11 protein-coding genes are annotated in these 13,260 nt (G+C 48.6%); 6 read left to right on the top strand and 5 right to left on the bottom strand.

Translation table 11 applies throughout. From position 1 onward, the window contains the following. Positions 1–33 precede the first annotated feature (33 nt). From ACYVNW_RS12915 to ACYVNW_RS12925, 3 genes are read left to right on the top strand one after another with little or no spacing between them, the layout of a single operon-like run. A complete protein-coding gene (locus tag ACYVNW_RS12915) occupies positions 34–675 on the top strand; it encodes a (2Fe-2S)-binding protein (protein ID WP_460680287.1) in 642 nt (213 codons plus the stop codon). Then, the gene (locus ACYVNW_RS12920; RefSeq protein ID WP_460680288.1) at positions 672–1,652 is read left to right on the top strand and encodes an FAD binding domain-containing protein; all 981 of its coding nucleotides are present in this window, start codon (positions 672–674) and stop codon (positions 1,650–1,652) included. The genes ACYVNW_RS12915 and ACYVNW_RS12920 overlap by 4 nt, the downstream gene beginning before the upstream one ends. 13 nt (positions 1,653–1,665) lie before the next feature. Further along, positions 1,666–3,819: a xanthine dehydrogenase family protein molybdopterin-binding subunit gene (locus tag ACYVNW_RS12925; RefSeq protein WP_460680289.1), complete on the top strand. Its 2,154-nt coding sequence runs from the start codon at positions 1,666–1,668 to the stop codon at positions 3,817–3,819. 43 nt (positions 3,820–3,862) lie between these two features. Here the strand turns inward: ACYVNW_RS12925 and ACYVNW_RS12930 are convergent, their stop codons facing one another. Further along, positions 3,863–4,030: a hypothetical protein gene (locus ACYVNW_RS12930; protein WP_460680290.1), complete on the bottom strand. Its 168-nt coding sequence runs from the start codon at positions 4,028–4,030 to the stop codon at positions 3,863–3,865. A gap of 460 nt (positions 4,031–4,490) precedes the next feature. Between ACYVNW_RS12930 and ACYVNW_RS12935 the strand changes: the two genes are divergently transcribed. Next, the gene (locus ACYVNW_RS12935) at positions 4,491–5,501 is read left to right on the top strand and encodes a nucleoside hydrolase (RefSeq protein WP_460680291.1); all 1,011 of its coding nucleotides are present in this window, start codon (positions 4,491–4,493) and stop codon (positions 5,499–5,501) included. Positions 5,502–5,651: 150 nt separating this feature from the next. Continuing rightward, positions 5,652–6,608: an RES domain-containing protein gene (locus ACYVNW_RS12940; RefSeq protein ID WP_460680292.1), complete on the top strand. Its 957-nt coding sequence runs from the start codon at positions 5,652–5,654 to the stop codon at positions 6,606–6,608. Positions 6,609–6,679: 71 nt separating this feature from the next. Here ACYVNW_RS12940 and ACYVNW_RS12945 read toward each other — a convergent pair whose 3' ends face one another. Then, positions 6,680–7,426: a hypothetical protein gene (locus ACYVNW_RS12945; protein ID WP_460680293.1), complete on the bottom strand. Its 747-nt coding sequence runs from the start codon at positions 7,424–7,426 to the stop codon at positions 6,680–6,682. 24 nt (positions 7,427–7,450) lie between these two features. Next, positions 7,451–7,732: a hypothetical protein gene (locus tag ACYVNW_RS12950; RefSeq protein ID WP_460680294.1), complete on the bottom strand. Its 282-nt coding sequence runs from the start codon at positions 7,730–7,732 to the stop codon at positions 7,451–7,453. 108 nt (positions 7,733–7,840) lie between these two features. On the opposite strand from ACYVNW_RS12950, the gene ACYVNW_RS12955 reads away from it, so the two are divergent. Further along, positions 7,841–9,511 carry a ribulokinase gene (locus ACYVNW_RS12955; RefSeq protein WP_460680295.1) on the top strand — a complete coding sequence of 557 codons (1,671 nt, stop codon included), beginning with the start codon at positions 7,841–7,843 and terminating at the stop codon, positions 9,509–9,511. Between the two features lie 368 nt (positions 9,512–9,879). Here ACYVNW_RS12955 and glmS read toward each other — a convergent pair whose 3' ends face one another. Continuing rightward, positions 9,880–11,715 (bottom strand): glutamine--fructose-6-phosphate transaminase (isomerizing), encoded by a 1,836-nt coding sequence (gene glmS, locus ACYVNW_RS12960; RefSeq protein WP_460680296.1) that lies wholly within the window; start codon positions 11,713–11,715, stop codon positions 9,880–9,882. 144 nt (positions 11,716–11,859) lie between these two features. Then, positions 11,860–13,248: a DUF4270 domain-containing protein gene (locus ACYVNW_RS12965; RefSeq protein WP_460680297.1), complete on the bottom strand. Its 1,389-nt coding sequence runs from the start codon at positions 13,246–13,248 to the stop codon at positions 11,860–11,862. Between the last annotated feature and the right edge of the window lie 12 nt (positions 13,249–13,260).

The following is a 13,260-nucleotide window of genomic DNA, read 5'->3' on the forward strand; positions in this document are numbered from 1 at the left end:
TACTATCTTGACATACATTAGCGATAATACTCTATGAAAGATAAAGATAGCTGTAACCTGCCGCCCGAACAGCAGCCGCAAGATAATCCGCGCCGTAATTTCCTGAAACAAACATCTTTGCTTACTGCTGTGGCTTTAACGCCGGGCGTAGCCGTAAAAGCTGCCGAAGCGCATCTGGATGAGCAGATTGCCGGGGTATTTGAAAAAATGCCTTTACACATTGAAGTAAACGGCATGAAGCATAGTCTTTCCATTGAGCCCCGCGTTACTTTGCTGGATTTACTGCGCGAGCAACTGGATTTAACCGGCACCAAGAAAGGCTGCGATTTGGGCCAGTGCGGTGCCTGTACTGTACATGTGAACGGTCAACGGGTTAACTCCTGCCTTACCTTAGCCATGACCACCGAAGGCAAAAAGATAACTACGATAGAGGGCTTGGCCAAAGGCGACAAACTGCACCCCATGCAGGAGGCCTTTATTAAGCACGATGGTTTTCAATGCGGATATTGTACACCGGGACAAATCATGTCAGCCGTGTGCTGTATACGCGAGGGGCATGCCAATTCAGAAGCCCAGATACGCGAGTATATGAGCGGTAACATTTGCCGCTGCGGTGCCTACCCTAATATTGTAAACGCCATTCAGGAAGTAAAAGCAGGAGGGCAACAGGTATGAAGCAGTTTCAATACATTCGTCCGGCCAACCAGAAAGCCGTACTGGAAGCCATTACCAAACCCGGCACCAAAATTTTGGCCGGCGGTAGCAACCTGGTCGATTTAATGAAGCGCGGTGTGATGTCGCCCGATAAACTGGTAGATATACAGCACCTGCCGCTCCGCAATATCAGTCTTAATGGCAACAGTGTAACAGTAGGCGCATTGGCCCTGAACAGCCAAGTAGCAGAAAGCAGTATCATCAAACAACACCTGCCGCTCCTGTCTATGGCGCTCAATGCCGGCGCTTCACCCCAATTGCGCAACATGGCTACAGTAGGCGGCAACATGATGCAGCGCACCCGTTGTAATTACTTTTACGATGTGACCATGCCCTGCAACAAGCGCGAACCGGGCACCGGCTGCGCTGCCATTGGCGGCTTTAACCGCATGCATGCCATTTTTGGCGCGAGCGATAAATGTATTGCCGTACACCCCAGCGATATGTGCGTGGGCTTAGTTGCTTTAGACGCCAAGGTGGAGCTCACCAGCCGAAAAGGCAAACGCATAATTCCGTTTATTGATTTTCACCGCCTGCCGGGCCAAACCCCGCAACTGGACAATAACCTGGCGCATGATGAACTGATTACACAGGTATTCATCCCCGCCAACAACTTCGCCAAAAACAGTTATTACCTCAAAGTACGCGACCGCGCTTCTTATGCCTTCGCCCTGGTATCGGTAGCGGCAGCCTTACACCTGGAAAACGGCACCATCCGCGAAGCCCGTTTGGCCATGGGCGGCGTAGCCCATAAACCCTGGCGTTTGCTGGAAGCCGAAAAATTTCTGGCAGGCAAACCGGCTACCGAGGCTACTTTTCAGCAGGCGGCACAGCTGGCTATGCAGGGTGCTAAAGCCTATGAGAATAATGCTTTCAAATTAAAAATGGCTCCGGCCAGTATTACCGAAGCTTTAAAACACGCCGCAGGACTGGCATAAATCCTACCCACACATGAAGAACGTAAAAGACGATACCTTAAACGCCATCAGCCGGGTAGACGGCCGCCTGAAAGTGACCGGCGGTGCCCGTTACTCAGCCGAATATAATCAGCCGGGACTCACCTACGCGGTGTTTACCGATAGCACTGTTACTAAAGGGGCGATCAAATCTATTGATACCAAAGCCGCCGAGCGTGCACCAGGCGTACTGGCAGTAATTACTTACCTGAACGCCCCCAAGATACCGGGCTATGAAACCGGTCGCGACCCCAGCAAACCACCCACTAAAGGCGGTCCGCTGAAATTATTTTACGACGAAAAGATATGGTTCAACGGGCAGCCGGTAGCCATGGTAATTGCTGATAGCTTTGAGCGCGCTACCCATGCCGCCGGACTGGTTAAAGTCCAATACACCAAAGAATCATACCAAACCGATACCATGAAGGCGATGGATAAAGCCACCACCCCAAAAGGTGAACGCTTTGCCGACTATCAGCGCGGCGATAAAACTGCGCTCGACAATGCGCCGGTAAAAGTAGAAGCCGAATACCTGGTACCCATCAACGTGCATAACCCGATGGAGCTGCACGCCATAATTGCCCGCTGGGATGCCGAGGATAAAGTAACCGTATGGGATAAAACCCAGGGTGTAAAATCAACCCAAAGCAGCATTGCGCAGGCCTTTAAATTAAAGCCGGAGAATGTGCAGGTAAACTCCAAGTTTGTAGGCGGTGCCTTTGGTGCCGCACTGCGTACCTGGCCGCATGAAATTGCTGCAGTCATGGCTGCACAAATGGTAAAAAAGCCGGTAAAACTGGTGCTTACCCGTACCGCCATGTTCAACTCGGTTGGTTACCGTCCTTTTACCTGGCAGAAGATTAGCCTGGGTGCTACTGCTGATGGTAAACTTACCGGTATCTATCACATTGCTACGGCGCAAACCAGCAGTTATGAAGAGTTTACCGAGGGGACCGTAAACATGACGCGCTTTATGTATGCCTGCCCCAACGTAGGCACACAATATAAAATTACCGGCCTCGATGTAAGTACCCCTACCTGGATGCGCGGACCCGGCGAAGCCACAGGTGCCGTAGCGCTGGAATGCGCCATGGACGAACTGGCGGCCAAGCTCGACCTTGACCCTATTGAACTGCGGGTACGCAACCATGCAGATGTTGACCCCGAGAACGGCAAACCCTTCAGTACTAAATATCTAAAAGAAGCTTATGAATTGGGTGCCGACCGCATTGGTTGGAAGGAACGCAAACTGCAACCCGCTACATTAAAAGAAAACGGCTGGCTGGTGGGCTATGGCATGGGCTCGGGTACTTTTGGTGCCGGGCGTGGCCGTGCTACGGTAAAAGCGACCATGCGTGCCGACGGTACCCTGCTCCTTCAAACAGCCGTGAGTGATATCGGCCCGGGTACTGGTACGGTAATGGTGCAAGTGGCCTCGGAGGTAATGGGTATCCCGCCTGAGCGGATTAAATACGAACTGGGCGATTCATCATTGCCGCCTTCGCCTACACAGGGGGGCTCGATGATTACATCTACCGTAGGTTCGGCGGTGCATGATGTGTGTGCGGCGCTGCGCGAGAAGTTTCAGCAGTTGCTGGGTAACGGCGGTACCGACAAGCCGGATTATGCAACCATACTAAAGCAAAAGAACCTGCCGCAGTTGGACGTTACCCTAGCTTCGCAGGGCGATCAGGAATCGCGTAAATACTCGATGTATTCATTCTCAGTACACTTTATTAAAGTGCTGGTGAACCCGGCTACCGGTGTAGTGAAGGTGGACCGTGTGGTATCCGTAGCCGACTCAGGCCATATTGTGAGCCCTAAAACGGCGCGCAGCCAGGTGGTAGGCGGTGCTATTGGCGGCATTGGTATGGCGCTGATGGAAGAAGGCATCATTGACCACCGTTACGGCCGGTATATCAACAACACGCTGGCCGATTATCATGTGCCCATCAGTGCGGATATCCCGCAGATTGACGCGCTGTTTGTGAATAAACCTGATTATAAGGTAAACCCCATAGGTGCCAAAGGCATGGGCGAAATTGCCCTCATCGGTATGGCGGCCGCCGTGGCTAACGCCATTTACAACGCCACTGGCAAGCGCATCCGCGAGCTGCCGATTACGCCGGATAAGCTATTGATGTCTTAAACAATAAAGAAGGCAGATTTGCACACCCGCAAATCTGCCTTTTTTATATGCTGTGCCCTGCTGCGTAGGTGCTGCGTGCAGCAGACGCAGCAGGCGGAGCACTACGCAGCAGGCGCAGCACCCTGCAGCAGTGCGCAGCACCCGCAGCACCACGCAGCACCTCGCGCAGCAGTGGCATCAACGTGTCAGTACAACAATGTTGATTTTTCAACCCGTTTACCTTATTTATTATACTGATTGATAGCGAAGTACTTGTACGCTTGATTATTCTACATCTTTCATATTGTCATTTCGACCGTAGGAAGAAATCTTCTTTAAGCGATAATTGTGCTGAAAACCGGCTTGATGAAGAAGATTTCTCCCTACGGTCGAAATGACAAGTTGGTGATTAGATAAGTATTTATGCAAGAGATTGGACAAACAAACCAGCATTACCGCTTGTCACCCTGAGCCCCGTCGAAGGGTAGGTGCAGAAACGTTGCTATGTAAGGCTTGTGCAACCATGCTTCGAGTGCCTCAGCATGACAATATTAGCTCATGTGGTAAATTAATGTACAGGTGCTTCGCTTTCACTCCGTATGCCATGAACTATATCAGGTGGCATCTCCCTTATTTTGGCATAACAGCAGGCAAAAATATTTATACTTGCATTAGCCACAACTCACCCTTACATGCTAAAATTTATTCACCTTGCATGCTTGCTATTTGCCCTTACCGCCAGTAGCCTGGCACAATCCACGCTTTCACCGCTGGTGCAGCCGCGTATGCGGGTAATTATAGATAATGATTTTGGCGGCGACCCGGATGGTTTGTTTGCGCTGGCGCATTTGATGCTGTCGCCTTCGGTGGAAGTAAGGGCCGTAATTGGCTCGCACCTGCGGGCGGGCGATGGGTTCGATCCTTCGGCGCAGCAGGCAGACCATGCCGCCCAAAAGGCCACCGAATTGTTGAAAGTGATGGGCCTGCAAGGCCTGGTACCGGTACTGGCCGGCTCCAATACCGCCATGCCGAACGACAGCACCCCGGTACACAGTGCCGCGGTGGATTTTTTGATTAAAGAAGCCCTGCGCACCGATACCCAACTACCCCTGTACGTACTCTGCGGCGGCGGACTCACCGAGATTGCTTCGGCCGCCCTTACCCGTCCCGAAATTGCCGGCAAACTCACCCTGGTTTGGATTGGCGGCCCCGAGCATGCCGGGCAGGCCCTGCCACCGCCCAATTACACTAACCCCGAGTACAATGTGAATATTGATATGGCGGCCACCCGGGCGGTGTTTAACCGCACGCAGCTGCGCCTGTGGCAGGTGCCCCGTAATGCTTACCGCCAGGCACTGCTGCCCTATAGCCAGCTGCTTACGCAGGTAAAACCCAAAGGCAAACTGGGCGCTTATTTAACCCATGCCGTTGAAACTCTGATGGCCAAAACCCGGCAATGGAAGCTCAACATAGGCGAAACTTATGTGGTGGGCGATAGTCCGCTGGTGCTGCTCACCGCCCTGCAATCCTCATTCGAGGCCGACCCCTCCTCGAGCACCTATACGCTGCTGCCCACACCCCGCCTCAACACCGAGGGCGGCTACGAGTACAACTCCACCGGGCGCAACATACGGGTGTACCAGCAGTTGGATGTGCAGTTGATGCTGAATGACTTTTTTGCGAAGTTGGAGCTGGTGAAATAAATTAATTTAATGATATATATATAAAACTTTGTCATTGCGAGCGGGAGCATAGCAATCGCATATTATACAGAAGCGCAGATACCTTTTTGCTTGCATTAATGTTGATTCAAATCCTTATTTTTTAAATTTTATAGTATACTTTGGGATAATATGACATGGGCCTTTCAAAAAATAATCAATTCCTTATTTACAAAGCCTAATCTTTTAAATACTACATTAGATATAGAAACCATATCTAAGAATATTAATCGATTAGAAAGTATCGATTTACATACTTGTCCTTATGATGACTTATTAAATCTTGTTAAAGATTTAGTTAAAGGTTATTTGAGTACAACTGTTATCTTTCCAAAAGGCGGTAGCCTTTTTAGAGCCATTCCATATGGTACAAAGCCACATAACTTTGATTACTTAAGTTACCCTCCTTCAAATATTGCCAGGCAGAATAGGGCTAATCGACATGGCGTTCCAGTGCTCTACTGCTCTACTACAAAAGGGACACCTTTATTTGAAGTTAAACCCGCAGTGGGATCTTATGTAGCTTTAGTACAATATAAAATTGAAAAGAACTTAGAAGTTGCCAAAATCGGATTTACAGATTCAAATTTTGAGTCATTAAAAACCAATAGAGAAGTTCCTCATTCTTTTGTCGAAAAGAATGAGCTTTGTTTAACAGATGAGAACAAATTTCTTGAAAATTATTTAGCTAAAACCTTCTCCCAAAATATAACAACTGATAAAATACATTTATACAAGCTTACTACCGCTATTGCAGATGTTCTTATAAGACATAATCATATTTTTGGTTTAGTTTACCCATCAATTGCAGCAAAAGGAGAAAGAGAAAATATTGTAATAAAAAAAAGCTTCATTGATGAAGGAGGAATTGGTATATCGCATGTCGAATGGGTAAAAATCACGTCTATTAATGAAGACACCATCGATATTTTTGAAGAGGATTTTGCAAGGGATTTTGGTAGAGATAAGAGCATTTATTGGAAGGGAGGGCCAGGCGTTTGGGAAACCCCGTTAGGATTTGAAATTAAAGAATCAGACGGATTACAAATTGTAGTTGATGCTAACAACCACATTGTCAGAAAATATTGATGTTAGCATCAACTTAGTTGTTTTCCTTGGCATATTTAATTTTTTGCTATATAAGTATGTAATAAGATTACCTATAATATAAACTCAAATTTTTCAGCCTCAACTAAATCTTCATATTGTTTTATCAAAGCATCATAATCCAAAAAGTTTACCCGTTTACTTGTATTCAAAGCACCAAAAGAAGAATATTTAATCTTGCTCTCATATTCAGTTCTCCGCGCTTTATCTGCTACTACGACCATCCTTGTATAAAAGTCCTGTAAGTCATTAAACTTTAACAAGGAATTTTGGATGTCCGTGGAATGCTCCACCTCAAAAAGTGAATGTGGCATGCTTCGCTCATTAAACCATATTACATCAATAGTAGAACTGCGCTGTAAAGTACTGTCATAACTAAATTTGGGCACTGCATTAAAAGTTCTCAACTCTCCCAAAGTCTGTCCTAAAAAAATTCTATTCTTATCCTGATTAGGCACGAAAGTATTTAGCTTTTTCAAATTACCTACTTTCACCAACACACCTTGATAATAAGAGTGATTAAGTTCTATAACTTCTTTTGAATCTTTATTTTTTGCAGTTTCCTGAATTAGTCCTTTAGCCTCATTTTGCTTTTCGTAAGCAAGCAGTCCATATAATCCCGGCTTAATTTTATAAATGTATTTAGGGTCCGTTTGTACGATACGTCGGATGCTGGCGAAAGGGGTTTTCGTTTTCCAAACGCAGTCTTTAATTTTCAGCGTTTCGTAGTTCAACTGCTCCAATGTTGCACTTCCCCCTAAGTTCTCTAAAGCTAACCGTACTGCTTCGTTCTGTTTCATTGATTAATAAATGGTTGAGGCAAACTAATCATTTTTACCAAAATACAATTCATCCGCTTCTATTAAACCCAAACACCACTTAATAGCCATATCTTCAGTTTTTGCTTGTTCTACCCAGCAGTTCCAATGTGAGTTATCAAAACATACATAATAATTTTCCTCCTTATAATAACCAACTATTGCAGGAGAGCTATATATTTCTCCAACGTCATACTTCTTGAGTAAATGCTTTAAAGCTATTTTAGCAATTTCTCCTACAAAAACTTCCATATTAGCCATAACATCACAAGATACACACTTATCCATGTTGTATTAACATGTGTTCCAAATCAATGTTAATGGCGGCTTAAAAATTAATGTCATTGCATCCCTCCCCTCAATTCCCTATCTTTCCCTCAACCAATACAACTAAATATGAACAATGAACCTTTGGTGATCGGGGTGGATTATGGGACGGATTCGGTGCGGTCGGTGCTGCTGAATGCGCTGAACGGGCAGGAACTGGCCACCTCGGTATACGAGTACCCGCGCTGGAAACAGGGCCTGTACTGCAATGCCGCCGCCAACCAGTTCAGGCAGCACCCGCTGGATTACCTGGAGGGGCTGGAAAGCACTATCAAAGCCTGCCTCCGTATGGCCGGCGGCGAGGCGGTGGCCGGGCGGGTAAAAGGCATTTCGGTAGATACCACCGGTTCTACGCCCGTGGCGGTTAACGCCCAGGGCGTACCGCTGGCCCTGCTGCCCGGTTTTGCCGAAAACCCCAACGCCATGTTCATCTTGTGGAAAGACCATACCGCCGTGCCCGAGGCCGCCGAAATCAACGCCCATGCGGCCACTTTCGGGGGCGATTATTTGAAATATTCCGGCGGCATCTACTCGTCCGAATGGTTTTGGTCTAAATTACTGCGTACCCTGCGGCATGATGCCGGGGTGCGCGAGGCCTGCTACTCCTGGGTAGAGCATTGCGACTGGGTATCTTTCCTGCTCACCGGCGGAACGGACGTGCACCAAATGAAACGCAGCCGCTGTGCTGCCGGCCACAAAGCCCTCTGGGCCGAAGAGTTTGGCGGCCTACCCCCCGATGAATTTTTCAGCACCTTAGACCCCGTATTAAGCGGCTTTACCCAACGCCTGTTTACCGATACCTATACGGCCGACCATGCCGCCGGTACCCTCAGCGCCGAGTGGGCGCAGCGTTTGGGCTTGTCTACTGATGTAATTATCGGTACCGGTGCTATTGATGCCCACATGGGAGCCGTAGGCGGGCAAATTGAACCCTACTACCTCAGTAAGGTAATGGGCACCTCCACCTGCGATATGCTGGTAGCCCCGCCTGCCGATGTGCAGCACAAACCCGTAAAAGGCATCTGCGGCCAGGTAAACGGCTCCATCATCCCTGGCCTCATTGGCCTCGAAGCCGGGCAATCTGCCTTCGGCGATGTATACGCCTGGTTCAAAAACCTGATTTCGTGGCCGATAAAAACAATGCTGTCGCAATCGAAAGTAATAGACGCTGATACCGCCGTTAAATTGGCTCAAGAACTGGAAGGCCAGCTGCTATACGAACTCAACCGCCAGGCAGCCCTGCTGCCCCCTGCCCAACAAAGCGAACTGGCTATCGACTGGTTGAACGGCCGCCGTACGCCGGATGCCAACCCGCTGCTGCAGGGCGCGCTTACCGGCTTAACCCTGGGTTCTGATGCGCCACAAGTATTCCGGGCACTGGCCGAGGCAACGTGTTTCGGAGCCAAGAGTATTGTGGATCGGTATATCGAAGAAGGTATCCCCGTGAAGGGCATCATTGGCATTGGCGGCGTGGCCAAAAAATCGCCCTTTGTGATGCAGCTAATGGCCGATGTACTGAATATGCCTATCCGTATCCACCAGTTTGAGCATACCTGCGCCCTGGGCGCGGCCATGTTTGCCTCGGTGGTAGCGGGCATCCACCCCGATACCGAAGCCGCCATGCAGGCCATGGGGACCGGTTTTGATGTGGAGTATACGCCCAATGCAGAGCTGGTACCGGTGTATGCCGAGCGGTATAAGGCGTATCTGAAGTTGGGGAGATTTTTGGCGGGAGAATAATCTGCTTTTGTCATTGCGAGCGACAGCGTGGCAATCGCACGGAGGCATTTGCGCCTCTGTATAGCAAGCGGTTGCCACGTCGTTCCTCCTCGCAATGACATTAGTGTTGTCATGCTGAGGCACTCGAAGCATGGGCGCACAGGCTGCTGCTATAAATGGCTCTGCACCTACCCTTCGAGTGCCTCAGGGTGACAAGTGGCAGTGTATTTTCAAATTAAAAAGCGAAGCACTTGTACGAGTGATTACCTCAGTACAGGTTCTTCGCTTTCGCTCAGCATGACATTAGGGGTTTGTTATGGGCGTTTACTTATCTCTTATATAAACCCCTCCCTGCCCTCCCGGGGGAGAAATAAAAATCCTTTTGGATTCTACTCTACCGTTACCGATTTGGCCAGGTTGCGGGGCTGGTCCACGTTGCAGCCGCGCAGTACGGCAATGTGGTAGCTCAGCAGTTGCAGCGGGATGGTGGCCAGCAGCGGCACAAAAGCTTCGGCAGTTTGCGGGATCTCGATAATATAATCGGCCATACCCTTTACCGTAGTATCACCTTCCGATACAATGGCAATCACCTGGCCTTTACGGGCCTTTACTTCCTGTATGTTGCTGATCACTTTCTCGTATGACGAATGGCGCGTAGCAATAAACACCACCGGCATTTCTTCGTCGATGAGGGCAATCGGGCCATGCTTCATCTCGGCAGCCGGGTAGCCTTCGGCATGGATGTAAGAAATCTCCTTCAGCTTCAACGCACCTTCCAGTGCTACCGGGAATGAGCTGCCCCGGCCCAAAAACAGGCAGTTGCGGCTATCTTTAAACTTTTCGGCAATCTCTTTAATATGCTCATTGCTTTGCAGGGCTTTCTCTACCAAATCAGGTATCTGGTTCAGCTCGGTCAGCAATTCAATCAGCTTGCTTTGCTTAATGGTGCCGCGCTGCTGGGCAATATAGAAGGCCATCAGCGTAAGTACGGTAACCTGCGCGGTAAAGGCTTTGGTAGAGGCTACACCAATTTCGGGGCCGGCATGGGTATACACCCCGGCATCCGTTAAGCGCGGAATGGAAGCGCCTACCACGTTACAGATACCGAACAAGGTAGCACCTTTCTCTTTAGCCAGTTCCAGCGCAGCCATAGTATCGGCTGTTTCGCCGGATTGTGAAATGGCAATTACCAGGTCTTTCTCGGAGATAATCGGGTTACGATACCTGAACTCGGAGGCATATTCTACCTCTACCGGTACACGGGCATATTCTTCAATCAAATATTCGCCCACCAAACCGGCATGCCACGAGGTACCGCAGGCCACGATGATGATACGGTCGATGTTTTTGAGTTTATCCGTATACTCTTTAATACCGCCCAACTGTACCTTGCCCTCATTAGGATAAATACGGCCGCGCATACAATCGCGGATGGAGCGGGGCTGCTCATAAATCTCTTTGAGCATAAAATGCTCGTAACCGCCTTTTTCCAGCATTTCCAGCTGCAGGTCGAGCTTTTGAATGTAAGGGGTTTGGATAGTATTATCAATATGCTTAATCAGCAGGTCATCCCGGCGGATGTAAGCAATCTCGTTATCATTCAGGTAGATTACATTTTTGGTGTACTCTACAATGGGCGTAGCATCTGAGGCCACAAAGTATTCGCCTTCGCCTACGCCAATTACCATCGGGCTGCCTTTGCGGGCGGCAATCAACAGGCCTGGATCATCAACACTCATTATCACAATAGCATAAGCGCCAATTACCGTAGTTAAGGCCACACGCACGGCTTCCTGCAGCTCGAGGCCGGTTTCGTGCTGGATATCTTCTACCAGGTGCACCAGCACTTCGGTATCAGTATCGCTCTTGAAGGTATGGCCTTTAGCTAACAATGCTTCTTTGATGGTAGCATAATTTTCAATAATGCCGTTGTGAATAATGGTCAACCGGCGGTCACCCGATGAATGCGGGTGTGAATTGCGGTCGCTGGGGGCACCGTGGGTAGCCCAGCGGGTATGGCCCATGCCGGCGGTGCCGCCCAGGTCAACATCTTTTACAAAGTTTTCGAGATCGCTTACCTTACCAGCCTTTTTATATACTTTCAGCTTGTCGGTTTGCAGGGCAATGCCGGCGCTGTCATAACCGCGGTACTCCAAACGGTGCAAGCCTTTAATCACAATGGGGTAAGCATCCCTGAAACCTATATATCCTACAATTCCACACATAAATAAATGCTCTTAATTTAAAATAAGGGTCAATTATACACAGCCTAACGCTTCGCCCTGTCATCTGTGTATAACAAAACCCGGGGCGAATATATTTTAAAAAGCTGAAGCAAAAAAAATCCCCCTAAGCGGGGGATGTATATTTTACTGGTTAGTTTTGGTATAGTAGATATTGAGCTTAATACCATACCCCGATAGCTTATCGGTACCTACCGCTATGGTTCGACCTGCAGTTTCGGCTGAGGGCAGGTAGTTGATACTGTTCTGCAAGGTAGCGGTGGTATCTACTGCCGTAATATAAGTACCATAATCGGTTAACTGTCCACGCAGCAATTGCTGTAAATAGCCGGTGACTACAAACCGGTAAGATTGCAGCGTACTGTTATAGCCCCCACCGAAAATGCCTGTACTTAAAAAATATTTGCTGGCAGAACTGGCATCAGGCAGCAAGGTAGGCTGCTTGGCCAGGTCATTGCGGTACATGGAAAGCTTTGGCTGCGGCACAAATGGCACCCCGCTGCCGGGGTTAGGCGTAATTACCAGCTCTGCACGGTTCAGGATGATGTTGTTGGCATTTACATTACCAAACAGTGTTGTCAGCGTCGGGAAAGCGATACGCGCTTTTAAACCCGCCAGTCCCTGCAAATAAAATACAGGGTTGGTGCTGGTGCTGCTGATCGCGCTGTTTACAGCTGCGCTGTACGTATGTTTGATTTCGGCCGAATGATTGGCCAGAGGTAAAGATACGATAGCGGTATCTGTGCTGGTAGCGCCCACATTACGATAATATACGTCAATCCGGCTCGAATCGAGATTGAACATGATGTTGCCGCCTACGCCGCTCTGGCCTTGATCCAGTTTCAGGTACAGACCTTTAATGGCCGCCTGAAAGACAGGATTATTAGCCAATTGGGAAGTTGAGGCATTCCAGAAGTTGTTATTGATAAAACCTGCATTAATAGGCACGCGCAGTTGTGCAGGTACTGTTTTCAGCGTATCGGCTTTACCGGGTACAATATCGGTAATTTTGATTTTGGTATGCGTATAGGGCTTAAATGCACGGCCGCCTATTACCGCAGAGCCCACACTCCAGCTTTTATTGCTGTAATAAACCTGTTTGGCCAAAGGCAATTCGTTTAACTGGTATACATTTACACGGTAATTGGAGTTTAAAGAATCGCCGTAAAAGCCATCAGCATAACGCAGCACCAGCACTGCCGAGTCGGTAGTAATGGTACCGGTGGGCTTGGTATAGGCTGATGACAGCGGCAAACTTACACCGCTCACTACATTGGCTTCAGTAGTACCCAGTACCGGGTCTTTAAAATAAGCCAAAGGCGTTTTAGCCAGCGCAGTAGTCAATACGCTGTCTACCCGCTCGGTTTTTACCGTAATATCATTACTTACCAGTTGTGTACCAGTTACCTGGTCTTCACTGTTTACAGGTAAACCTACCGTATCAGTATTTTTACAACTGCCTAAAATAAAAAGACTTATCAACAGGGTTAATAAGTCTAATCGTAAAAATTTCATATAAAGTTTCAA

This window comes from Mucilaginibacter koreensis, from assembly GCF_054783355.1.

Coding starts and splice junctions, on each gene's coding strand:
- ACYVNW_RS12915 (WP_460680287.1), top strand. CDS start 34: ATGAAAGATAAAGATAGCTGTAACCTGCCGCCCGAACAGCAGCCGCAA.
- ACYVNW_RS12920 (WP_460680288.1), top strand. CDS start 672: ATGAAGCAGTTTCAATACATTCGTCCGGCCAACCAGAAAGCCGTACTG.
- ACYVNW_RS12925 (WP_460680289.1), top strand. CDS start 1,666: ATGAAGAACGTAAAAGACGATACCTTAAACGCCATCAGCCGGGTAGAC.
- ACYVNW_RS12935 (WP_460680291.1), top strand. CDS start 4,491: ATGCTAAAATTTATTCACCTTGCATGCTTGCTATTTGCCCTTACCGCC.
- ACYVNW_RS12940 (WP_460680292.1), top strand. CDS start 5,652: ATGACATGGGCCTTTCAAAAAATAATCAATTCCTTATTTACAAAGCCT.
- ACYVNW_RS12945 (WP_460680293.1), bottom strand. CDS start 7,426: ATGAAACAGAACGAAGCAGTACGGTTAGCTTTAGAGAACTTAGGGGGA.
- ACYVNW_RS12950 (WP_460680294.1), bottom strand. CDS start 7,732: ATGGATAAGTGTGTATCTTGTGATGTTATGGCTAATATGGAAGTTTTT.
- ACYVNW_RS12955 (WP_460680295.1), top strand. CDS start 7,841: ATGAACAATGAACCTTTGGTGATCGGGGTGGATTATGGGACGGATTCG.
- glmS (WP_460680296.1), bottom strand. CDS start 11,715: ATGTGTGGAATTGTAGGATATATAGGTTTCAGGGATGCTTACCCCATT.
- ACYVNW_RS12965 (WP_460680297.1), bottom strand. CDS start 13,248: ATGAAATTTTTACGATTAGACTTATTAACCCTGTTGATAAGTCTTTTT.